This window comes from Cedecea neteri (genome assembly GCF_000758305.1).
Classification (GTDB): domain Bacteria; phylum Pseudomonadota; class Gammaproteobacteria; order Enterobacterales; family Enterobacteriaceae; genus Cedecea; species Cedecea neteri_C.
Genome location: NZ_CP009458.1, coordinates 2,674,244 through 2,697,042, shown reverse-complemented (window position 1 = coordinate 2,697,042; position 22,799 = coordinate 2,674,244). Strand labels below are relative to the sequence as shown.

Annotated in this window: 18 protein-coding genes; 5 read left to right on the top strand and 13 right to left on the bottom strand. The window is 52.4% G+C overall.

Annotation, left to right across the window (positions count from 1 at the left end):
- The first annotated feature begins 34 nt into the window (after positions 1–34).
- A complete protein-coding gene (gene elyC, locus LH23_RS12620; protein ID WP_039291519.1) occupies positions 35–814 on the top strand; it encodes an envelope biogenesis factor ElyC in 780 nt (259 codons plus the stop codon).
- On the opposite strand, the gene LH23_RS12615 is transcribed toward elyC, so the two are convergent.
- From LH23_RS12615 to serC, 12 genes are all read right to left on the bottom strand, one after another.
- Complete coding sequence (locus LH23_RS12615; RefSeq protein ID WP_039291516.1) at positions 791–1,684, bottom strand: YcbJ family phosphotransferase; 894 nt, start codon at positions 1,682–1,684, stop codon at positions 791–793. The two genes, elyC and LH23_RS12615, sit on opposite strands and share 24 nt — an antisense overlap.
- 137 nt (positions 1,685–1,821) lie before the next feature.
- On the bottom strand, positions 1,822–2,568 hold the full coding sequence (gene kdsB, locus LH23_RS12610; protein ID WP_008461192.1) for a 3-deoxy-manno-octulosonate cytidylyltransferase: 747 nt from the start codon (positions 2,566–2,568) through the stop codon (positions 1,822–1,824).
- Positions 2,565–2,747, bottom strand: coding sequence for a protein YcaR (ycaR, locus tag LH23_RS12605; protein WP_039291513.1), 183 nt, complete (start codon positions 2,745–2,747; stop codon positions 2,565–2,567). Before ycaR ends, kdsB begins: the two co-directional genes overlap by 4 nt.
- Before the next feature lie 48 nt (positions 2,748–2,795).
- Entirely contained in the window at positions 2,796–4,028 is a 1,233-nt protein-coding gene (locus LH23_RS12600; protein ID WP_039291510.1) for a winged helix-turn-helix domain-containing protein, read from the bottom strand.
- Positions 4,029–4,071: 43 nt separating this feature from the next.
- Positions 4,072–5,055: a tetraacyldisaccharide 4'-kinase gene (gene lpxK, locus LH23_RS12595; RefSeq protein ID WP_039291508.1), complete on the bottom strand. Its 984-nt coding sequence runs from the start codon at positions 5,053–5,055 to the stop codon at positions 4,072–4,074.
- Entirely contained in the window at positions 5,052–6,800 is a 1,749-nt protein-coding gene (msbA, locus tag LH23_RS12590; protein ID WP_039291506.1) for a lipid A ABC transporter ATP-binding protein/permease MsbA, read from the bottom strand. Before msbA ends, lpxK begins: the two co-directional genes overlap by 4 nt.
- A gap of 37 nt (positions 6,801–6,837) precedes the next feature.
- Positions 6,838–9,105 carry a ComEC family protein gene (locus LH23_RS12585; protein WP_039291504.1) on the bottom strand — a complete coding sequence of 756 codons (2,268 nt, stop codon included), beginning with the start codon at positions 9,103–9,105 and terminating at the stop codon, positions 6,838–6,840.
- Between the two features lie 202 nt (positions 9,106–9,307).
- Complete coding sequence (gene ihfB, locus LH23_RS12580) at positions 9,308–9,592, bottom strand: integration host factor subunit beta (protein WP_008461182.1); 285 nt, start codon at positions 9,590–9,592, stop codon at positions 9,308–9,310.
- Positions 9,593–9,707: 115 nt separating this feature from the next.
- On the bottom strand, positions 9,708–11,381 hold the full coding sequence (rpsA, locus tag LH23_RS12575) for a 30S ribosomal protein S1 (RefSeq protein ID WP_008461180.1): 1,674 nt from the start codon (positions 11,379–11,381) through the stop codon (positions 9,708–9,710).
- Between the two features lie 114 nt (positions 11,382–11,495).
- Complete coding sequence (gene cmk / locus LH23_RS12570; protein ID WP_039291501.1) at positions 11,496–12,179, bottom strand: (d)CMP kinase; 684 nt, start codon at positions 12,177–12,179, stop codon at positions 11,496–11,498.
- Positions 12,180–12,371: 192 nt separating this feature from the next.
- A complete protein-coding gene (aroA, locus tag LH23_RS12565) occupies positions 12,372–13,655 on the bottom strand; it encodes a 3-phosphoshikimate 1-carboxyvinyltransferase (protein ID WP_039296633.1) in 1,284 nt (427 codons plus the stop codon).
- A 77-nt stretch (positions 13,656–13,732) separates the two neighbouring features.
- Positions 13,733–14,818, bottom strand: coding sequence for a 3-phosphoserine/phosphohydroxythreonine transaminase (gene serC, locus LH23_RS12560; RefSeq protein WP_039291499.1), 1,086 nt, complete (start codon positions 14,816–14,818; stop codon positions 13,733–13,735).
- A 338-nt stretch (positions 14,819–15,156) separates the two neighbouring features.
- On the opposite strand from serC, the gene ycaO reads away from it, so the two are divergent.
- The 4 genes from ycaO (at position 15,157) to pflA (ending at position 21,449) form a co-directional block, all read left to right on the top strand.
- Positions 15,157–16,920, top strand: a complete 1,764-nt coding sequence (gene ycaO / locus LH23_RS12555) for a 30S ribosomal protein S12 methylthiotransferase accessory factor YcaO (protein WP_039296630.1) — start codon at positions 15,157–15,159, stop codon at positions 16,918–16,920.
- 402 nt (positions 16,921–17,322) lie between these two features.
- Positions 17,323–18,180 (top strand): formate transporter FocA, encoded by an 858-nt coding sequence (gene focA / locus LH23_RS12550; RefSeq protein WP_039291494.1) that lies wholly within the window; start codon positions 17,323–17,325, stop codon positions 18,178–18,180.
- A 51-nt stretch (positions 18,181–18,231) separates the two neighbouring features.
- Positions 18,232–20,514, top strand: coding sequence for a formate C-acetyltransferase (pflB, locus tag LH23_RS12545; RefSeq protein WP_008461167.1), 2,283 nt, complete (start codon positions 18,232–18,234; stop codon positions 20,512–20,514).
- 194 nt (positions 20,515–20,708) lie between these two features.
- The gene (gene pflA, locus LH23_RS12540) at positions 20,709–21,449 is read left to right on the top strand and encodes a pyruvate formate lyase 1-activating protein (RefSeq protein WP_039291492.1); all 741 of its coding nucleotides are present in this window, start codon (positions 20,709–20,711) and stop codon (positions 21,447–21,449) included.
- Positions 21,450–21,569: 120 nt separating this feature from the next.
- On the opposite strand, the gene LH23_RS12535 is transcribed toward pflA, so the two are convergent.
- Positions 21,570–22,718: an MFS transporter gene (locus LH23_RS12535; RefSeq protein WP_008461162.1), complete on the bottom strand. Its 1,149-nt coding sequence runs from the start codon at positions 22,716–22,718 to the stop codon at positions 21,570–21,572.
- Positions 22,719–22,799: the final 81 nt, after the last annotated feature.

Below are 22,799 nucleotides of genomic sequence, written 5' to 3'. Positions count from 1 at the left end.
TACCTGCTGGATGGTTAAAAAGGATCCGAATTTCATGCTTTTTATACTGAAAAAAATCATTGGTGGTCTGCTGCTTCCCCTACCATTCCTGCTGTTAACCATGGGCGTGGCTCTGGCGCTGCTGTGGTTTACCCGCTGGCAAAAAACAGCCAAAGGGTTACTTACGGCCAGCTGGCTGGTGCTTTTTCTGATTAGCCTGCAGCCCGTCGCGGACTGGATGCTAAAGCCTATCGAGGACACTTACGCCACTCGTCAGCACGGGGACAACGCTCGCTACATCGTTGTGCTGGGGGGCGGTTATACCTGGAACCCGGACTGGGCCCCCAGCTCAAATCTGATCGATAACAGTTTACCGCGGCTCGCCGAAGCGATTCGTCTGAAACAGCTCAATCCGGGGGCAAAACTTATCTTTACCGGAGCCAGAGCGATGACAAACTCCGTCAGTACCGCGGAAGCGGGCGCCAGGGTTGCGGAAAGCCTCGGTGTTGCCAGAGACGACATCATTACGCTGGACTCGCCAAAAGACACAGAAGAGGAAGCACATGCCGTCGCGAAGCTGATAGGCCAGCAGCCGTTTATTCTGGTGACGTCAGCTTCACACCTGCCACGGGCGATGATCTTCTTTACCCGGGCCGGGCTGAATCCTCTTCCCGCCCCGGCTAATCAGTTGGCGATAACCTCTCCGCTAAACCCGTGGGAAAAGGCTATCCCCGACCCGGTGTGGCTGATGCACAGTGAACGCGTAGGCTATGAAACCCTCGGGCGCCTGTGGCAGTGGCTGAAGAGCCCTTCAGGAGAGCCAGGGCAGCAATGACTTAGAGGCATTGTCAAAAACCGGCCTGTTCAAGCGGCCGGTTTGCAGCAACTGCGCAACCTCATCCCACAGCACATATAGCCAGCGCCGCCAGAGGAAAGATTCGGCGACCGGAGCACGCTGTAAATAATGCCAAAGTAGACTTTCGGCCTGGCCGGGCTCAGCCAGACGAAACAGCTCATATTCTCGTGGTGCCCAAAGCATAACCCCGGGGTTAACCATTGCCAGCAATTGATCGCTTCGGGAATCCTTTAGCATACTGCGAAGGGAAAAATTGCCGTGGATAAGCACGCAGTTATCGCTGAAGTCTTCAAACATACGCGGCAAACATTCGCGAGTGCGGAACAAAATGCGTTTGTCCTGCATTGTTAACCCGGTGTTCTGGTACTGGTTGAGCGTAGTCCAGAGCACTTCAACCCGCTGCCGGTACCAATGCGGCCAGATATTTTCCTGAGTGCTGTCGACGTTCCCCACACAGCCGCTGCTATCCACTCGATGCCAGGCTAACAGCCCCTCCACAATCTGGTCTTTGAGCTGCTCCCAGCGGTTTGGGGTGCGGGTCGGCGCTTCACCGGGAACCCCTCGCAGGCGCTCCATTAGCAAAACGTCCGGGCCTGGATGTTCTTCATGAGTCAGCACGCCGTAGACCACCGGCATGCGGACTGTGCCTGAACGCGCCAGCATCGACATTTTCCAGGCCAACTGCGTCGCCAGGCCCGGCGAGGTAAAGCTTTTTGCAAGCAGCGGCATCGCATGACCGCCGCTGTCATAGAGCGACCAAAGCGCCGTTTCCGCATGTTCGCTGATGCACTCAATACGGCTTAATTTCTCACCCAGCAGGTGACTTAGCTCCTTACGCAGCAATTCCATACCGATTTCCCCTGGTAATACTGTTGATTTAATAATGAGCGCACCAGGCGAAGTTGTCACCACTCCAGATCAATTGGGTTTCAGAAAAAGAAAAACCGGCCTGGTTAGCCGGTTTTATTCTTCACGCTGCAGGTGAATTAACGCATTGCGAGACGGACGCGCTCAAGATCTTCCGGAGTGTCCACACCGATACTTGGGATGGCTTTCGCCACGGCAACGTGAATTTTTTCGCCGTTCCACAAGACGCGAAGCTGCTCAAGCATTTCGATTTGCTCGAGCTGGCTCGGTGCCCAGCTGACGTAGCGGCGGATGAAGCCAGCACGATAGCCATAGATGCCGATATGGCGCAGGAAGGTATCGCCAATCTCTTCACGTGAAGCGGCAAAACGCTCGCGATCCCACGGAATAGTGGCGCGAGAGAAATAGAGCGCATAACCCTGCGCATCCATGACCACTTTTACCGCATTCGGATTAAACGCTTCTTCCGCTGATTCAATGGGAACTGCGAGGGTCGCCATGCCGGCTTTACTGTTCGCAACGTTGTTAGCAACCTGCTGAATAATCACCGGTGGGATCATTGGCTCATCGCCCTGTACGTTCACGATTACCGTGTCGTCACTGAAGCCACATTTCTCAATCACTTCCGCCAGGCGTTCGGTACCGGACTGATGATCGGGGCTGGTCAGGCAAACTTCTCCGCCCGCAGCCTCGACGACGCGCGCAACTTCCGGGTGATCGGTCGCGACGATGATACGCTCAGCGCCGGATTCACGTGCACGGTCCAGAACATGCAGAACCATTGCTTTGCCGTTAATCTCTTTTAAAGGCTTACCCGGCAGACGCGTAGACGCATATCGCGCTGGAATAATGGCGACAAAACTCATGGATTGGTCTCGTCTGAAGTCAGCGTACGTGCTTCACTTTCCAGCAGAACCGGAATACCGTCACGCAGCGGGAAGGCCAGGCCATCAGGCTTGCAGATAAGCTCTTGCTTTTCCTGATTATAGTAGAGCTTGCCGTTACAAACCGGGCAGGCAATGATTTCAAGTAAACGACTTTCCATAATTACTCCAGATGAGTGCCATCAACGGCACCAGAATAGCATAAATGACTAGCCAGCCGGGGCCATTTCCCAACCATCGCCCCAGTTTTCTCTTAGTTCGGCAGGCAAAATACCCAGGGTAAGATGCGTGGCGGATTGCCAGCGAGCAAATTCTGTCAATGCGCCTCGAAGCCCTTCCTGCAAAGCCTCGGTGACTTTTACACCCTCTTCCAGATAGAGGCTTATCACCTCCAGTTGCCCCAGCTTGCGATGCATTTTTGCATCTATCCTGCCAACGAGAGTCCCTTTGTGCAGTAGTGGCAAAACAAAATAACCATAGCGGCGCTTTTCCGCCGGGGTATAGCATTCCAGCCGATAGGAAAAGTTAAACAACACTTCTGCTCTGCGGCGATCCCAAACGACCGGGTCAAACGGTGAGAGCACAGCGCTGTGGGTCGCGTTAAGCTGATTTTGTTGCGCTTTTTCAAGCAGCGGGAGCAGCGAATGATGCAACAGCATATCGCCCAGTTTATCGACCTGGACGCGAATGACGTTCCCCGATGAAAGCCAGCTTTCTATCAGGGGTTTTAACGCAATGTTTTTCAGTCGGTAGTAATCAGCGAGCCATTCCGGACGAAAGATCCCCAGGCTACGGGCGCTGTTTTCCAACATGAGTAGCTCAGCCTCGGGCTGCTCAATCAGATGCTGGGCATCGTTCCACTGCGGCATAACGCGATGGGTTAAATCATATACTCGTTGGAAATTACGCCGCTCCGTCACCATCACCTGCCCGGCGGTAAATAACCCCTCAAGATGTTTTTTCTGAGGCTTCCATTCCCACCAGCCGCTCGCGCCTTTGCGTGGATGCTCAAAATCAGCGGAGCGGACGGGGCCATTGTCTTTGATATAAGCGAGCAGCTGGCCGATATCTTCCGCATGCTCCTTCATCCATTCAGGCCGATATTTCCAGCCCATGTTTTCAGGGCTCAGCATCCGGTGGCGAATGAGCGCAAAATCTTTTTTCGGCAAAAAACAGGCTTCATGCGCCCAGTATTCGATTAGTTCTCCGCTCGCCAGGGCACTATCAAGCCAGCCAGATTCATACTGCCCAAGGCGGCTGAACAAGACCAGGTAAGGGCTGCGGGCAACAATATTAATGGTGTCAATTTGCAGCAACGACATGCGGGATATCGCGTCGGTGACGTCAGAGGGACGTGCACGACGGCGAGGTTTTTGAAGTAACCCCTGGGCTGCAAGGTGAAGATTTCGGGCTGCTCGTAATGAAAGTTGTGAAACGGCCATGGCACACCTGTAATCAACGAACGAATAACCGGTGCCGCAGAGATTAACGCACCAGCGCCAGTAATTGCTTGAGGAGCGTTTCCGCGAGAGGTGAATCGAGCTGCGCATCTACAGGCAGATACCACCAGTTTGTATGGCCCCCAGCAAACGCACGGCATTTTACGGCATCTTTTTCCGTCATTAGTACGACTTGTTCCGCCGTCGCGATAGCTGACATGTCCTGCTCGGTAATGGCCTGATGATCGGCCAGTGCAACAGTTTTAACCGGCACAATACCGCACTGCTCCAGCGTGGCAAAGAAACGCGGTGGATGACCAATCCCGGCCATTGCCACCACGTCAGTAAAATCTGTTACCGGGCGACGTTCACCCGTGAGTACGTTAATGGCGAAACCTGGCTTCAGGCGCATGGCGATTTCGCCAGCCTGAGGCTCCCCACCGTTTACGATGACCGCGTCCACGCTGCGTAGACGCCCCGCTCTTTCGCGCATTGGCCCGGCAGGCAACCACCAGCCATTACCGAATCGGCGGGCACCATCAATAACAACAATTTCTTTATCACGCGCCAGGGCGTAATGCTGCAGGCCATCATCGGTAATAATGATTTGCGGAGCTTCAGCTGCGATGAGGGCTTTTACAGCCTCGCTGCGTTTTGGGGCAACGGCAACGGGGGCTCCGGTACGTTGAAAAATAAGTACCGGTTCGTCTCCTGCTTCCGAGGACGTGGTTTTTGCGTCAAGCAGCAAAGGATAAGCAGCGGCTTTCCCGCCGTAGCCCCGGGACACAACGCCAACTCGCACACCGCGCTGCTGGAGCTGCTCCACAAGCCAGATAACAACAGGCGTTTTCCCGTTTCCCCCCGCCGTCAGGTTTCCAACCACCACCACAGGCACAGGGGCACGCCATGTGGCACGCAGACCAAGACGGTAAGACAGGCGAATAACGCCGCTCACCAGGCCATAAAGCCAGGAAAGCGGCAACAGCAGCAGGTAGAGAGGTGATTTTCCCGACCAGATACGCTCTATCATTCGCCGAATTGCATCTTATGTAGCTGGGCATAGACGCCGCGATGGGCCAGCAGCTCCAGGTGAGGCCCGCGCTCGACAATGCGGCCATCTTCTACCACCACGATTTCATCAGCCTGCTCAATCGTCGACAGACGGTGAGCAATCACCAGTGATGTACGGTTTTTTTGCAGTTCATCCAAAGCGGATTGAATAGCACGCTCTGATTCCGTGTCGAGCGCAGAAGTTGCCTCATCCAGAACCAGGATTGGGCTGTCACGCAGCAGTGCACGAGCAATGGCTATACGCTGACGCTGGCCGCCGGAGAGGAGCACACCATTCTCACCGATCATGGTATCCAACCCGTTGTCCATTTTGCTGATGAAGTCCATCGCATAGGCCATACGCGCGGCCTTTTCGATATCCTCACGGGAATACTCGCCGGTACGAGCGTAGGCAATATTATTCGCTACGGTATCGTTAAAGAGATGAACATTTTGGGACACCAGCCCCACCTGATTGCGCAGAGATGCAAGGGTGTATTCACGTACATCATGCCCGTCAATGAGGATTTCACCTTCCTGCTGCTCGTAGAAACGCGTGATCAGACTGGCAATAGTCGATTTACCCGAACCTGAGCGCCCTACCAGCGCAACGGTTTTTCCGGCAGGAATGGTCAGATTGATGTTACGCAGAGCAGGAACATCACGGCCTGGATAGGTGAAGGTCACGTTGCGGAATTCAACATCACCCTTAGAACGTTCGATAACGAGCTTGCCCTCGTCCTTTTCCTGCTCCGAGTCAAGGATAGAGAACAACGTTTGGCATGCTGCCATCCCGCGCTGGAATTGAGCGTTGACGTTAGTCAGTGACTTAAGCGGACGCATTAGCGCAATCATCGAGGAGAACACCACGGTAATGGTACCGGCAGTCAGGGTTTCCATAACGCTTGGGAAGCTGGCGGCATAAAGCACAAAGGCCAACGCCAGGGAAGCAATGAGCTGAATAATCGGATCGGAGATAGAAGAGGCTGAAACCAGCTTCATCCCCTGATTACGCATGCGGTTACTGACCTTGTCAAAACGATCGGTCTCTACCTGCTGGCCACCGAAAATAAGCACTTCTTTGTGCCCCTTCAGCATCTGCTCTGCGCTGGTCGTCACCTGCCCCATGGTGTTCTGCATGTTTTTGCTGATATTACGGAAGCGCTTAGAAACAAAGCGAATAGCAAAAGACACAATGGGTGCTAACACAATCAGGATCACTGAAAGCTGCCAGCTGTACCAGAACATCAGTACAAACAGGCCAATAATTGATGCCCCTTCACGAACAACGGTGATCAGTGCGCCAGAGGAGGAGGAGGCAACCTGCTCAGAGTCATAGGTAATACGGGAGAGTAACGTTCCGGTAGACTGCTGGTCGAAAAATGAAACCGGCATCCCCATCATGTGGCTGAACAGGCGACGGCGCATGTTCATGACCACCATGCCAGACACCCATGAAATACAGTAGCTTGAAACATAGCTGGTCACGCCGCGCAGTAGCATCAACGCAATCACCGCCAGAGGCATCCATAGCAGTACAGAAGAGTCCGTTTTACCAAAACCATCATCCAGTAATGGTTTAAGCAGCGAAAGCATATAGGTATCACTCGCCGCATTAAGGATTAACGCTATCCCAGCCACAATCAGACCCGTTCTAAAGGGGGAAATCATCGGCCAGAGCCGGCGGAAAGTCTGCCATGTGGAGAGATCTTTATCGTTCTGCATTAAGTCGAACCAGCCTTTTATGAAATAGCCGCATATTCTACCCATTATCTCGGGTGACGCCAAACCACTGATGATACCAACGGGGCAATATTTGTTCTCTGAAGCCAGAGATTTGCCATTTATCACCCTTTATTTCAATTGTCAGCTGCCCTGATTGAGCCGTGTCATGCCACTGATAACCGTATTGCCGGTAACGATTGATAATTGTTGAAGACGGTAAACGCCAGGCGTTGAACCTGGAAGCAGAAGCCAACGCCACGCTGCCTGAAATGGCTCTCAGTAAAGGGCCGCTGGACGACGTGCGGCTCCCGTGATGAGGTACCTGCAAGATATTGGCTTCTAGCGTTTGCCACCGTTTTCTCAGCATAGCCAATTCTGCATTTGCCTCCAGGTCCCCCGTAAGCAAAAGGCTGAATCCTCCGTGACTAACTTTAACCACACAAGAGCGATTGTTGCTGCTCCCCTCATACTCTTCGGGTGGCCACAGCACATCGAATTGAATCTCTTGCCATGCCCATTGTTGACCACGAAAGCAAGGCTCATGTCCCTCCCAGCGCAAAGGGCTACGAATATTTAAGGCAGGCCACTGCTGCTTAAGACTTTTCAATCCGCCGATATGATCAAGGTGCTCATGGCTAATAATGACGTGCTCTGGCTGAAGGTTTCGCCATTTTAACCAGGGAATAATCACGGTTTTAGCCGCGTCTCCCCCAGGCCATGCGTTGCCCGTGTCGTAGAGTAACGCTTTCCCTTCACGCTCAATCACCATGGCAAGCCCATGCCCGACATCAAGCATATGGACGGCCCAGCTATTGGCCCCCGGCTTACGCCAAAAGGGAAGCGTCATCATAAGCAACACTGCCGCAGCCGTAGCGGAAGAGCTTCGCCAAAAACCGAATCGCCATATCACTATGGCCCACCAGGCAATGAACGACAGAAATTGATAACGGCGATCGAGTTCTTTCCACCCTTCCGGCAACCCAGCCAATAACCCGAATACCCCCCCAAGTGATTTATCGGCCAGTGTCCAAAGCACCTCGCCAGTGACAGGGACTTCTCCGAGCGCCATGCCGGCTAAAATTAAGGGGACGCTAACGAAGGTAATCCACGGCACAGCGAAGAGATTAGCGGCCAACGAAGTCAAACTGATGCCATGAAAGAGGACCACCTGCAGTGGGATAAGCAGTAACGTGATTCCAATTTGCAAATAAAGCAGATCGGTAAAAGGCCGGAGCCAACGATTTACCGTCATACGTGGCAGCGGCACCCACTGGTACCAAAAAATAAGCCCACAGACCGCAAGCGCGGAAAGCCAAAGACTTTCAGACAAAATCGTCATCGGTTCACTAAACACGATGCCCGCGACACAACACAACAACACATCCCAGGATGACCACTTTCTGCCGCTCAAACGTAGTATTGCCCAAATGCCCATCCCAACCTGGGTTCTGACCGCTGGCGGATTCATCCCCGATAGCCAGGTGTAAAAGAGCGCAACGCTAAAGCTCATCAATAAAGGGAAACGAAACCCTATCATCGAGGCGGGTAGACAAAATTGCACAGCCCGGGCGAACAGCCAGCCAATCCCACCGGCTAACGCAATATGCAGCCCAGAAATAGCCATCAGATGCGCTGTGCCGGTGTCACGCATGATTTTTTTGACGTCTGCGCTGACATCTATTCGCTCCCCAAAACCCAGCGCGATAAGCACTCCCTGCCATGGGAGATGTGCAGTGGCATGTTGAGCTTGCTGGAGCCATTTGCCTCTAATATTGCAGCTATCTGATAGTAAGTTTGCCTTCAATACTCTGCCACTAAACGGCAGCATCTGCGAAAGCGCATAGCGCTGCCCGTCAAAAATGCCCTCATTAAGACGCCCATGCACCGGGCGAAGACGTAGCGTCATTAACCACGTTTGCCCTTCACAAACGGGCTCTGGCAATACGCTGTTTTGCAACACAACACCTGGAGCAGGAAACAGGTAACGATCATCCCGTTTGACTATTCGCAGTTCATGCCGTTTTTCGCCATCACTTCTCATAATTTTCACCTGCACGGTCAGCGGTTTCTCCCCGAATTCAGAGAACATATCCAGCATTTGCCGCGCACTCAGCAGGTTCCAGATTAATAACAAAAGACACAACACCAGATAACGGATCCAGGCGATACGGCCTAAAATGCTTGCCAGTACCAGCGTAGCCGCCAGAAGTAGCAAAATACTCTTTTGCTCCGGGATAACAGGCAACCATAGCAATGGAAAAGCGCTAATCAGAACGGCGCCAGCAACGGCAGGAATAGAAAACACATCCACCTCCTTGGTGCAGGCAGTGTGCGGGAATCTTGAGATTAAATCAGAAAGCGATCGGGGAAATACGTGATGGGATGGGGTGCACTGAGCCTGACTTCACAATGTTGCGTTAGCCTGCGGGAAGGCGCTCGCAAAATAGTAAAATCAGTAAAAAAAATGGCACCTCATTTGAGGTGCCATTTTTGCTAACTCTAAGGAATTAGCCGTAAATATTGGCGCGGTCACGCAACTCTTTGCCTGGCTTAAAGTGTGGAACGTATTTGCCTTCCAGATCCACTTTGTCGCCGGTTTTTGGGTTACGTCCGGTGCGAGGAGCGCGATAGTGTAAGGAGAAACTGCCGAAACCCCGGATTTCAATACGTTCACCCTCGGCGAGCGTAGAGGCCATATGCTCCAGCATTTCCTTCACCGCATCTTCTACTGCTTTCGCAGGGATGTGAGATTGCTGGGTTGCAAGTCTTTCGATCAATTCTGACTTGGTCATGATTCCTCCGGTTTCCTTTCAGGAAAATTAGCTTACAGCTATCAATCGAACAAGGGCGGCCGAAGCCGCCCTGATTTTATACCCTGGCAGAAGCCGGGATACAACGCTCGGACGATTACTCGCCTTTAGCTGCTTTGAATGCTTCAGCCATTGCGTTAGAGAAGTTGCCTTCTTCCTGTTTGTTGTTAACAGTCGCAATTGCATCTTTCTCGTCAGCTTCGTCTTTAGCACGAACAGACAGGCTCACAACACGGTTTTTACGATCAACGCCGGTGAATTTAGCTTCAACATCGTCGCCAACGTTCAGAACCAGAGTTGCATCTTCAACGCGGTCACGGGAAGCTTCAGAAGCACGCAGGTAGCCTTCTACGCCATCTGCTAATTCAACTGTAGCACCTTTCGCGTCAACTGCCGTTACTTTACCAGTAACGATAGTACCTTTCTTGTTCAGCGCAACGTAGTTGTTGAACGGATCTTCTGCGAGCTGTTTAACGCCCAGGGAGATACGCTCACGCTCTGCGTCAACCTGCAGAACAACGGCTGCAATTTCGTCGCCTTTTTTGTATTCACGTACTGCTTCTTCGCCTGCAACGTTCCAGGAGATGTCAGACAGGTGAACCAGGCCGTCGATGCCGCCGTCCAGGCCGATGAAGATACCGAAGTCAGTGATAGACTTGATTTTACCTTCAACGCGATCGCCTTTGTTGTGGGTCTCAGCGAACTGCTGCCATGGGTTGTTTTTGCACTGCTTCAGACCCAGGGAGATACGACGACGTTCTTCGTCGATATCCAGAACCATAACTTCCACTACATCACCAACGTTAACAACTTTGGATGGGTGGATGTTTTTGTTGGTCCAATCCATTTCGGAAACGTGAACCAAGCCTTCAACGCCTTCTTCGATTTCAACGAAGCAGCCGTAGTCGGTCAGGTTGGTCACGCGACCAGTCAGTTTGGTACCTTCTGGATAACGCTTAGCGATAGCTACCCATGGATCTTCGCCCAGCTGTTTCAGGCCGAGGGAAACACGGGTACGTTCGCGGTCGAACTTCAGCACTTTAACAGTGATTTCGTCGCCAACGTTCACGATTTCGCTTGGATGCTTAACGCGTTTCCATGCCATATCGGTGATGTGCAGCAGGCCATCAACGCCACCCAGGTCAACGAATGCACCGTAGTCAGTGAGGTTCTTAACGATACCTTTAACTTCCATGCCTTCTTGCAGGTTTTCGAGCAGCTGATCGCGCTCTGCGCTGTTCTCAGACTCGATAACCGCACGACGGGAAACAACAACGTTGTTGCGTTTCTGGTCCAGCTTGATCACTTTGAACTCAAGCTCTTTGCCTTCGAGGTGCAGAGTGTCACGAACTGGACGAACGTCAACCAAGGAACCTGGCAGGAACGCACGAATACCGTTCAGCTCAACAGTGAAGCCACCTTTAACTTTGCCGTTGATAACACCGACCACAGTTTCAGCTTCTTCGTAAGCTTTTTCCAGCGTGATCCAAGCTTCGTGACGTTTAGCTTTCTCACGGGACAGCAGGGTTTCACCGAAGCCGTCTTCTACTGCGTCCAGCGCAACGTCAACTTCGTCGCCAACCTGAATTTCCAGTTCGCCAGCTGCGTTTTTGAACTGCTCTGCAGGGATTGCAGATTCAGATTTCAGGCCCGCATCAACCAGAACGACGTCTTTGTCGATAGCAACAACAACGCCACGAACGATGGAACCCGGACGGGTTTCGATTGTTTTAAGGGATTCTTCAAATAGTTGAGCAAAAGATTCAGTCATGTTTAATCTTCAAAAGTTAGATTAACGTCCATCTGGCGTCATGCCGGATGGGGTTGTTTTACATACCCGCTCACACTCCGTTGCAGCGGGGGTACTACAAAATGGGTCGCTATCTCAAGCGAGCGCCAGCTTTTCGCGGGCGTATTGTAGCGCTTTTTCAATTACTTGCTCAATGCTCATACTGGTTGAATCCAGTACTAAAGCATCGGCAGCAGGCACTAACGGCGCTACAGACCGATTGCGGTCGCGATCGTCGCGTTCCTTTATCTCGGCCAAAAGGCGCTCAAAGTTAACACTAAAGCCTTTCCCCTGCAACTGTAGCATGCGCCTGTGGGCGCGCTCTTCAGAGGAGGCATCAAGGAAAATTTTCACCGGCGCGTCTGGGAATACAACGGTTCCCATATCCCGCCCGTCGGCAATCAGACCCGGCGCTTCACGGAAAGCACGCTGACGACGCAGCAAGGCTTCCCGCACGCGAGGGAACGCCGCCACCTGAGAAGCCGCATTTGCCACTTCCTGAGTGCGGATTTCAGCGCTAACGTCTTCCCCTTCCAGGACCACTTCCAGATTGCCTTCGGTAGAAATAAACCGAACGTCCAGGTGGGCCGCAAGAGGCACCAGGGCGTCTTCGGAAGCCACATCAACATGGTGATGTAACGCAGCGAGCGCCAGAACGCGATAAATCGCACCAGAGTCCAGCAGATGCCACTGCAGCGCTTCGGCCATGGCCTTACAAAGCGTGCCTTTACCGGCGCCACTTGGGCCATCAATCGTTATTACCGGGGCGGATGCCGTCATCGTTTTCTCCTCTATCGCTGGATTCGCGGGTGGTAAACGCCGCGCATTATACGCCGCAACCGCCAGGACTGTTATCTTTCCAGGCAAATATCCACGGGAATCAGGCTGAGTGTAGAAGAATTGCGCAACGGGCGTTGTAAGGAATCGTAGAGAGAAAGAAAAACCGCATCAGGCGATGCGGTTTTACAAACATTATGCTGGGGTACTGATGCGTGCTAGCTGCTCGAAATAATCAGGGAAAGTTTTCGCCGTGCAGCCTGGATCAAGAATCGTCACTGGCGTATCAGACAACGCCACCAACGAGAAACACATCGCCATACGGTGATCGTTGTAAGTGCCAATCTCAGCAAACGTCAGTTTAGCCGGTGGCGTAACGCGAATATAGTCTTCGCCCTCTTCAACTTCTGCGCCAACTTTCCGTAACTCCGTCGCCATTGCGCTCAGACGATCGGTCTCTTTTACACGCCAGTTATAGATATTGCGCAGCGTGGTCGTGCCTTTAGCAAACAGGGCCGCTGTCGCGATAGTCATTGCCGCATCCGGGATATGGTTCATGTCCATGTCGATAGCGTTTAGTTCACCACGTTCACAGCTAATGAAGTCATCGCCCCAGGTCACTTTTGCGCCCATTTTCTCAAGCACATCAGCAAAGCGAATATCGCCCTGCACGCTGTTACGCCCGATGCCGGTGACCTTTACCACACCGCCTTTAATTGCCCCTGCGGCCAGGAAATAAGAAGCTGAGGATGCATCACCTTCTACGAGGTATGCTCCTGGAGATTGATACTGCTGTGCACCGCGAATCAGGAAGCTGCGATAGTCACGGTTTTCAACTTCCACGCCGAAGGTTTTCATCAGATGCAGCGTGATATCGATATAAGGCTTGGAAACCAACTCACCTTTAATGGTGATTTCAGTGTCATGTGCAGCCAGAGGCGCGGTCATCAGTAGTGCGGTCAGGAACTGGCTGGATACGCTGCCGTCCACTTCAACCTTGCCGCCACCAAAGCCACCACGCAGACGCAGCGGCGGGTAATTCTCTTGCTCAAGATACTCAATGTTCGCCCCGCCCTGGCGCAGCGCATCGACAAGATGGCCGATTGGACGCTCTTTCATGCGCGGCTCGCCGGTCAGCACAATATTGTTACTACCCAGACACAACGCTGCAGCCAGCGGACGCATAGCGGTACCAGCATTCCCTAAAAAGAGTTCCAGCTCACCTTGTGCCTGCAGAGGCCCGGCCACGCCGGTGACTTCACAACGGGTACGATCCGCCGAAAGCGTATAGCTCACGCCCAGCGCTTTCAGCGCGTTAAGCATATGGCGGACATCATCGCTATCCAGCAGATTGGTCAGCACCGTCGTGCCATTGGCCAGAGCGGCCAGCAGCAGCGCACGGTTAGACACGCTTTTTGAACCCGGCAGATTAATGGTGCCGTCGACCAGCGCGATGGGTTGTAACGTCAGGGATTCCAGCATGGGAAAAATACTCTCAACTCAAACAGAATAAAAACCCCGCAGACGGGCCGCGGGGCGAAGTGCTAATACATTAATTAACCGTGGCGACGCTCGAAGTCCACCATGAAGTCAGTCAACGCTTTGACGCCATCAAGCGGCATCGCGTTATAAATCGACGCGCGCATGCCACCGACAACGCGGTGGCCTTTTAGAGAATGCAGGCCAGCAGCGAAAGACTCCTCAAGGAACACTTTGTCCAGCGCGCTATCCGCCAGCTGGAACGGAACGTTCATGCGGGAGCGGTTGGAAGCCGCAACATCGTTACGATAGAAATCGCTGTTATCAATCACGCCGTACAGCAATTCAGCCTTGGCCTGATTGATACGATCCATCGAGGCAACGCCGCCCTGCTCTTTCAGCCATTTAAAGACCAGGCCTGCCAGATACCAGGCAAAAGTCGGCGGCGTGTTAAACATTGAGTCATTGTCGTTCAGCACGGTGTAATCGATAATCGACGGGCACGCTTTATGCGCTTTGCCCAGCAGATCCTCACGAACAACGACCAGCGTCAGGCCCGCAGGGCCGATGTTTTTCTGTGCACCTGCATAGATCACACCGAAACGGCTGACGTCGATAGGGCGAGACAGAATAGTAGAAGAGAAATCAGCGGCAACGACGGTATCACCAAAATCAGGGGTTTCGTCTATCGAAATACCGTCAATTGTCTCGTTCGGGCAATAATGCAGAAACGCGCTGTTATCAGACACCTGCCATTCGCTCATCGGCTTGATAGCGCGCTTACCGTCCACGGTGATTTTTACGTCATGGGCAACCGGCTGACAGTATTTTTTCGCTTCTTTAATTGCGCTATTTGCCCAGTAGCCGCCGTCAATGTAGTCGGCGGTGGTTTTGTCACCGAGAATATTCAGCGGCACGCCTGCAAACTGACCGCGCCCGCCGCCGTGGCAGAATAAAACTTTATAGTTGGAGGGGATTTGCAGCAGATCGCGAAAATCTTTTTCCGCCTCTTCAGCGACCTGAATAAACTCTTTACCACGGTGGCTAATTTCCATTACGGAAGTGCCCAGACCGTGCCAGTCGCACAGCTCCTGTTGTGCACGACGAAGTACTTCAGCCGGCAGCATCGCCGGGCCAGAACTAAAATTGTATACCTGTGTCATTTCCCCTCACCACGCCTCGAGCAATAAGTTTTTATTACATTATCGGTTTTATCATTCAGCGGCGCAGTGTTGCAACGGTTAATCCCTCGCGGAAGACCAATGTGAGCAAAATCACACAACACAATCTTCCGGCAGGCGAAAAAATTGCCCGATTTCCGACGGTAACGCGATATGACGGACATGCCCAATAACGGTCAGTCATTTTACTACCATAACAGCGAGTTACTGTAAGCAGGCATAGCCTGTTATGCTAGCGTCGCCTGCACCGGGCTGAAGATAGCGTCTGCCCGGTAAAACCCGTATCATTGCGCGTTTTGCGTACCATTAAAGTGAACCCCATGACCCAGACATTTATCCCTGGCAAAGATGCCGCCCTGGAAGACTCCATCGCTCGCTTCCAGAAAAAGCTGACCGATCTCGGTTTTAATATCGAAGAAGCCTCCTGGCTTAACCCGGTACCAAACGTTTGGTCAGTGCATATCCGTGACAAAGACAGCGCCCTGTGCTTCACCAACGGTAAAGGCGCGACCAAAAAAGCGGCGCTGGCATCCGCGCTGGGTGAATATTTTGAACGTCTGTCGACCAACTACTTCTTCGCTGACTTCTGGCTGGGCGATACGATTGCAAACGGCCCGTTCGTGCATTACCCGAACGAGAAATGGTTCCCGCTGCCGGAAGATGACCAACTGCCTGAAGGCATCCTCGACGATCGTCTGCGCGCTTTCTACGACCCGGAAAACGAAGTCGGCGCCGGGATGCTGATCGATCTGCAGTCCGGGAATGACGAGCGCGGTATTTGCGCTCTGCCGTTCACCCGCCAGTCAGACCTGCAGACCGTTTATATCCCGATGAACATCATTGGTAACCTGTATGTTTCCAACGGCATGTCTGCGGGCAACACCGCTAATGAAGCGCGGGTACAAGGCCTGTCTGAAGTCTTCGAACGCCATATCAAAAACCGCATCATCGCTGAAAGCATCAGCCTGCCAGAGATCCCACAAGATGTGCTGGCCCGCTATCCGGGCGTCGTGGAGTCCATTAAAAAGCTTGAAGCTGAAGGCTTCCCTATTTTTGCGTATGACGGTTCTCTGGGCGGTAAGTACCCGGTTATCTGCGTCGTACTGTTCAACCCGGCCAACGGAACCTGTTTCGCCTCATTCGGCGCACACCCTGATTTTGGCGTTGCGTTGGAACGTACCGTCACCGAGTTGCTCCAGGGGCGCGGTCTGAAAGATCTGGATGTCTTTACGCCGCCAAGCTTCGACGATGAAGAAGTTGCTGAACACGCAAATCTGGAAACACACTTCATCGATTCAAGCGGCCTGATTTCCTGGGATATGTTCAAGCAGGATGCGGACTACCCGTTCGCCGACTGGAGCTTTGCAGGCACAACGGAAGAAGAGTTCGCCACACTGATGGCTATCTTCAAGTCGGAAGATCAAGAAGTGTATATCGCCGACTACGAGCATCTGGACGTCTACGCCTGCCGTATTATCGTCCCGGGCATGTCTGATATTTACCCTGCCGACGACCTGCTGCTGGCCAACAACAGCATGGGCAGCCACCTGCGTGAAACGATTCTTGCTCTGCCGGACAGCGAATGGGAGCAGCAGGATTACCTGGATCTGATTGCCCAACTGGACGATGAAGGCCATGATGACTTCACCCGCGTGCGTGAGTTACTGGGCCTGGCAACCGGGAAAGATAACGGCTGGTACACGCTGCGCATTGGCGAGCTGAAAGCCATGCTGGCGCTAGCGGGCGGCGATCTTGAGCAGGCGCTGATCTGGACCGAATGGACCATGGAGTTCAACGCCTCTATCTTTAGCCCGGAACGTGCCAACTACTACCGCTGCCTGCAAACTCTGCTTCTGCTGTCTCAGGAAGAAGAGCGCGAGCCTCTGCAATACCTGAATGCATTCGTGCGTATGTACGGGGCTGAAGCCGTGGATGCCGCCAGCGCGGCAATGAGCGGTGAAGCTGCATTCTACGGGCTGCAGCCAGTGGATAAGGATTTGAAAGCTTTCCCGGCGCATCAGGCTCTGCTGGCCGCATACGAAAAATTACAGCGTGCTAAAGCCAAATATTGGCAGGTAAAGTAATTTCCTGACAACTTCCAGGTGCGCACAGCACCTTGTCTGATCTATATTATGGGGCGCTTTTTTTCGCCCCTTTTTATTATTGCAACAATAATAATTTATTATGTAATTTTTTGGTTAACTTCAGGTAAATGGTTATTTTTTGACAACGGTAATAATGTTATCAAAATATAAAAATACCCCATTATAATTAACCAATCTCGCGTAAGGGAGAAGCTAAATTCAATTTTATTTATAATAATTAAAATTTATTTTTTCTTTTAAAATCAATAAAATAAGATGAAAAACAGGAAAAGACCTGCTTTTTCAGTGCCTATTAGCTTGGCGAGATATGATCCACATCAATTTTTACTCTATAATGCTTTGTTAGTATCTCCTCGCCGAATTAAATAAGAGAGAGTTAGTGTGAAAGCTGACAACCCTTTTGATCTAGTACTTCCACCAGCGATGGCGAAAATTGCCGAAGATGCTGGCGTCTATAAAGCAACGAAACAACCGCTAACGACCTTTTACTTAGCGATTACCGCCGGCGTCTTCATTTCGATTGCCTTCGTGTTCTACATCACCGCCACCACCGGCACATCCACGATTCCTTTTGGAATCGCCAAGCTGATTGGCGGCACATGCTTCTCATTAGGTTTAATTCTTTGCGTTATCTGCGGTGCAGACCTCTTTACCTCCACCGTGCTGATTGTCGTTGCCAAAGCCAGCGGCCGTATCACCTGGGGCCAGCTACTGCGTAACTGGGCTAACGTCTACATCGGTAACCTGGTCGGTGCTCTACTCTTTGTGCTGCTGATCTGGCTGTCTGGCATGTATATGACCGCCAACGGCGCATGGGGGCTGAATGTCCTGCAAACTGCCGACCATAAAATGCATCACACATTTGTTGAGGCCGTCTGCCTTGGCATCCTGGCAAATCTGATGGTGTGTCTCGCCGTCTGGATGAGCTACTCCGGCCGCAGCCTGATGGACAAAATGTTTGCTATGATCCTTCCGGTTGCCATGTTTGTTGCCAGCGGCTTTGAGCACAGCATCGCAAATATGTTCATGATCCCGATGGCTATCGTGGTTCGTGACTTTGCCAGCCCGGAATTCTGGACCGCAGTAGGGTCTTCTCCGGAAAGTTTCTCGCATCTGACCGTGTTGAACTTCATCACCGATAACCTGATTCCAGTCACCATCGGAAACATCATCGGCGGAGGTTTACTGGTTGGGTTGACATACTGGGTAATTTATCTGCGCGGTGGCGACAAGCACTAAGCTAAGTCAGTACGCAGGTTTAAGAACTCCACATTAGAAGGTAGGTGTTACATGTCCGAGCAAAATGAAAAGTTAGCCACAGCCTGGGAAGGTTTTGCTAAAGGCGACTGGCAGAATGAAGTTAACGTCCGTGACTTCATTCAGAAAAACTACACCCCGTACGAGGGTGACGAGTCCTTCCTGGCAGGTGCTACCGACGCAACTACCAAACTGTGGGACAGCGTGATGGAAGGCATCAAACTGGAAAACAGCACTCACGCGCCAGTTGACTTTGATACCGACCTCGCGTCTACCATCACCGCTCACGATGCGGGCTACATCAACAAGTCCCTCGAAACCATCGTGGGTCTGCAGACCGATGCTCCTCTGAAACGCGCCATCATTCCTTTCGGCGGCATCAAAATGGTCGAAGGCTCTTGCAAAGTATACGGTCGTGAACTTGACCCGATGCTGAAAAAGATCTTCACCGAATACCGTAAAACCCACAACCAGGGCGTGTTTGACGTTTACACCAAAGACATCCTGAACTGCCGTAAATCCGGCGTTATTACCGGTCTGCCAGATGCCTATGGCCGTGGCCGTATCATCGGTGACTACCGTCGCGTTGCGCTGTACGGTATCGACTATCTGATGAAAGACAAGTTCGCTCAGTTCAACTCACTGCAAACCAAACTGGAAAACGGTGAAGATCTGGAAGCGACTATCCGTCTGCGTGAAGAAATCTCTGAACAGCACCGCGCGCTGGGTCAGATCAAAGAGATGGCTGCTAAATATGGCTACGACATCTCCGGTCCTGCGACCAACGCTCAGGAAGCTATTCAGTGGACTTACTTCGGCTACCTGGCTGCAGTTAAATCTCAGAACGGCGCTGCAATGTCCTTCGGTCGCGTATCCACCTTCCTGGATGCTTACATCGAGCGCGACATCAAAGCAGGCAAAATCAACGAGCAAGACGCTCAGGAAATGATTGACCACCTGGTCATGAAACTGCGTATGGTTCGTTTCCTGCGTACCCCTGAATATGATGAGCTGTTCTCCGGCGACCCAATCTGGGCAACCGAATCTATCGGCGGTATGGGCGTTGATGGCCGTACTCTGGTGACCAAAAACAGCTTCCGCTTCCTGAACACCCTGTACACCATGGGGCCGTCTCCGGAGCCAAACATCACCATTCTGTGGTCTGAAAAACTGCCACTGAACTTCAAAAAATACGCAGCTAAAGTCTCCATCGATACCTCTTCTCTGCAGTACGAGAATGACGATTTGATGCGTCCTGACTTCAACAACGATGACTACGCTATCGCATGCTGCGTAAGCCCGATGATCGTTGGTAAGCAAATGCAGTTCTTCGGTGCTCGTGCAAACCTGGCGAAAACCATGCTGTACGCTATCAACGGCGGCGTTGATGAAAAACTGAAAATGCAGGTTGGTCCTAAAGAAGCACCAATCACTGCCGACGTTCTGGACTACGACAATGTGTTGGATCGTCTGGATCACTTCATGGACTGGCTGGCTAAACAGTACGTGACCGCGCTGAATATCATTCACTACATGCATGATAAATACAGCTACGAAGCGTCTCTGATGGCTCTGCACGACCGTGACGTTGTTCGCACCATGGCTTGTGGTATCGCGGGTCTGTCCGTTGCAGCTGACTCCCTGTCTGCAATCAAATACGCGAAAGTAAAACCTATCCGTGACGAAGACGGCCTGGCTATCGACTTCGAAATCGAAGGTGAATATCCACAGTTCGGTAACAACGATCCTCGCGTAGATGACATCGCCGTTGACCTGGTTGAACGTTTCATGAAGAAAATTCAGAAACTGACCACCTACCGTGGCGCTATCGCGACCCAGTCTGTTCTGACCATCACCTCTAACGTGGTTTATGGTAAGAAAACCGGTAACACCCCAGACGGTCGTCGTGCAGGTACTCCGTTCGGCCCAGGCGCTAACCCAATGCACGGTCGTGACCAGAAAGGTGCTGTTGCCTCCCTGACTTCCGTTGCTAAACTGCCGTTTGCCTACGCGAAAGATGGTATCTCTTATACCTTCTCCATCGTGCCAAACGCGCTGGGTAAAGACGATGACGTGCGTAAAACCAACCTTGCAGGCCTGATGGACGGTTACTTCCACCACGAAGCAAACATCGAAGGTGGTCAGCACCTGAACGTCAACGTGATGAACCGTGAAATGCTGCTGGATGCGATGGAAAACCCTGAGAAATATCCTCAGCTGACCATCCGTGTATCCGGTTATGCGGTTCGCTTCAACTCGCTGACTAAAGAGCAGCAGCAGGACGTTATTACCCGTACCTTCACTCAGTCCATCTAATTCCTTGTCAGACTGAAGAAGCGTACTATATAAAGGCTCCACTCCCGTGGGGCCTTTTTACTCACCTCCCTACCCTCAGCCTGCTTTGCCAGCTATCTATACTCTGGGTATCTGTCAAAACAGACTTAACACAGCCGGCTTGAGCTGTGCACGACACAGGCCCTGGACGGGCCACATCTGGAGAGATCACCGCAATGTCAGCAATCGGACGAATTCACTCTTTTGAATCCTGTGGTACCGTGGATGGCCCCGGTATCCGCTTTATCACCTTCTTCCAGGGCTGCCTGATGCGCTGCCTGTACTGCCACAACCGCGACACCTGGGACACCCACGGTGGCAAAGAAGTGACGGTAGAAGATCTGATGAAAGAAGTTGTCACCTATCGCCACTTCATGAATGCCTCCGGCGGTGGCGTCACCGCGTCCGGCGGCGAAGCTATCCTGCAGGCCGAGTTCGTACGTGACTGGTTCCGCGCCTGCCACAAAGAAGGGATTCATACCTGCCTGGACACCAACGGCTTTGTTCGCCGCTACGATCCTGTGATTGATGAGTTGCTGGAGGTCACCGATCTGGTGATGCTCGATCTCAAGCAAATGAATGATGAAATCCACCAGAATCTGGTCGGGGTTTCCAACCACCGCACGCTCGAATTTGCGCAATATCTTTCGAAAAAAGACATTAAAGTGTGGATCCGCTACGTGGTCGTGCCGGGCTGGTCTGACGATGATGATTCTGCGCATCGCCTGGGTGAGTTCACCCGTGACATGGGCAACGTTGAAAAAATCGAGCTACTGCCGTACCACGAGCTGGGCAAACACAAGTGGGTGGCGATGGGCGAAGAATACAAGCTGGATGGCGTACATCCGCCGAAGAAAGAAACAATGGAGCGGGTGAAAGGTATTCTGGAGCAGTACGGCCATAAAGTGATGTACTGATTCGAACCGTGCTCCCCTCTGTGGGAGCACGTATATTTCCGTTCCGGCCTGTTTACTTCTCAGTAAGACTGTACCAGTCACAAATTTCGGTGTTATTGAATCCTGGACACAATAAACGGATTAAGCGTGAGCCACCGGGGTTGGATGATGACCCGCCTTACGCAGCAGCATCATCAGATAAACAAATGACACTGCGGCCATCATGATAAACAGCACGTTATCAGAATAATTTTGCATCAGTAGCGCAGTAACCGTCGGCCCAATCAGGCTCCCGATGGTGTAGCTCAGCAACAGAGCCTGATTCATCGCCACCAACTGATGACGTTCAATTCTTTCGCAAGCCCAGGCCATCGCCACTGGGTAGAGCGTGAAACCGAAAGCCCCAAGCACGAATAGCGCAGGCCCCATGGCGGCGTTGCTGAGCATTGCCAGACAGCCGAGAATCACCACGAACACCTGCACACGCAGCACCAACAGACGGCCATATTTATCCGCCAGACGCCCCATCGGCCACTGACCAACAATACCCGCGCTGATCATTAGCGCCATCCAAAAGCCAATACCGGAATCACTCACGCCCTGATGGTTCAAATACAACGGCATCAGGCCATATAGAGAGCCAAGTACGATACCTGACATAATGCAGCCGTTCACGCCCAGCCGGGCCTGACGCAGACGCAGCATCGGCCAGACCGGAGTGTTATCCCGATGCTCATCGCCGTCGCTGACGATATGGGTAAACAGCAGCGGAAGGATAGCGGCCAGCACCAGCGCGGTAGCCCACGGTAAAACGTTCATCAGCTCAGTCGAAAGCTTGCTGACCATCAGTTGGCCGACAACCATCCCGATGTAGTAAACGGTCATATAAGCCGCCAGCAGACGGCCTCGGTTGCGGGAAGTCCCGCTGCACATCAGCGCGCTTTCAACCACAACCCAAATCATGGCGCAGCCTACACCTGCCACAAACCGCCAAACCATCCAGCTCCAGAAACCAACCATCAGCCCGAGGCCAATACAACCCACGGCAAAGATAATGGAGGCAAGATAGTAGCTGCGGTTAAACCCGTGACGCTTAATCACCCATCCAGTAATCAATGTCCCGACCAGGTTGCCGGTAAAGTAGGCGGAGCCCACCATCCCGACCTGCCAGGTAGGAAGATTATCGTGAGCCAGCCAAAGCGGGACGAGCGTGTTTAAAACCGCCATCGCCAGAGTCAGCAGCAAAAGCCCGCAAAGCAGGAGCAATACGGGACGGGTATAGGTGGTCATGGGTATCAAACCGTGAGGAAATCAGGAAATTTGTGCGCATCATGCCACCGGCAAATTGATTGTCAATCCAGCAATAATGGG

Coding starts and splice junctions, on each gene's coding strand:
- elyC (WP_039291519.1), top strand. CDS start 35: ATGCTTTTTATACTGAAAAAAATCATTGGTGGTCTGCTGCTTCCCCTA.
- LH23_RS12615 (WP_039291516.1), bottom strand. CDS start 1,684: ATGGAATTGCTGCGTAAGGAGCTAAGTCACCTGCTGGGTGAGAAATTA.
- kdsB (WP_008461192.1), bottom strand. CDS start 2,568: ATGAGTTTTGTCGCCATTATTCCAGCGCGATATGCGTCTACGCGTCTG.
- ycaR (WP_039291513.1), bottom strand. CDS start 2,747: ATGGAAAGTCGTTTACTTGAAATCATTGCCTGCCCGGTTTGTAACGGC.
- LH23_RS12600 (WP_039291510.1), bottom strand. CDS start 4,028: ATGGCCGTTTCACAACTTTCATTACGAGCAGCCCGAAATCTTCACCTT.
- lpxK (WP_039291508.1), bottom strand. CDS start 5,055: ATGATAGAGCGTATCTGGTCGGGAAAATCACCTCTCTACCTGCTGCTG.
- msbA (WP_039291506.1), bottom strand. CDS start 6,800: ATGCAGAACGATAAAGATCTCTCCACATGGCAGACTTTCCGCCGGCTC.
- ihfB (WP_008461182.1), bottom strand. CDS start 9,592: ATGACCAAGTCAGAATTGATCGAAAGACTTGCAACCCAGCAATCTCAC.
- rpsA (WP_008461180.1), bottom strand. CDS start 11,381: ATGACTGAATCTTTTGCTCAACTATTTGAAGAATCCCTTAAAACAATC.
- cmk (WP_039291501.1), bottom strand. CDS start 12,179: ATGACGGCATCCGCCCCGGTAATAACGATTGATGGCCCAAGTGGCGCC.
- serC (WP_039291499.1), bottom strand. CDS start 14,818: ATGACACAGGTATACAATTTTAGTTCTGGCCCGGCGATGCTGCCGGCT.
- ycaO (WP_039296630.1), top strand. CDS start 15,157: ATGACCCAGACATTTATCCCTGGCAAAGATGCCGCCCTGGAAGACTCC.
- pflB (WP_008461167.1), top strand. CDS start 18,232: ATGTCCGAGCAAAATGAAAAGTTAGCCACAGCCTGGGAAGGTTTTGCT.
- pflA (WP_039291492.1), top strand. CDS start 20,709: ATGTCAGCAATCGGACGAATTCACTCTTTTGAATCCTGTGGTACCGTG.
- LH23_RS12535 (WP_008461162.1), bottom strand. CDS start 22,718: ATGACCACCTATACCCGTCCCGTATTGCTCCTGCTTTGCGGGCTTTTG.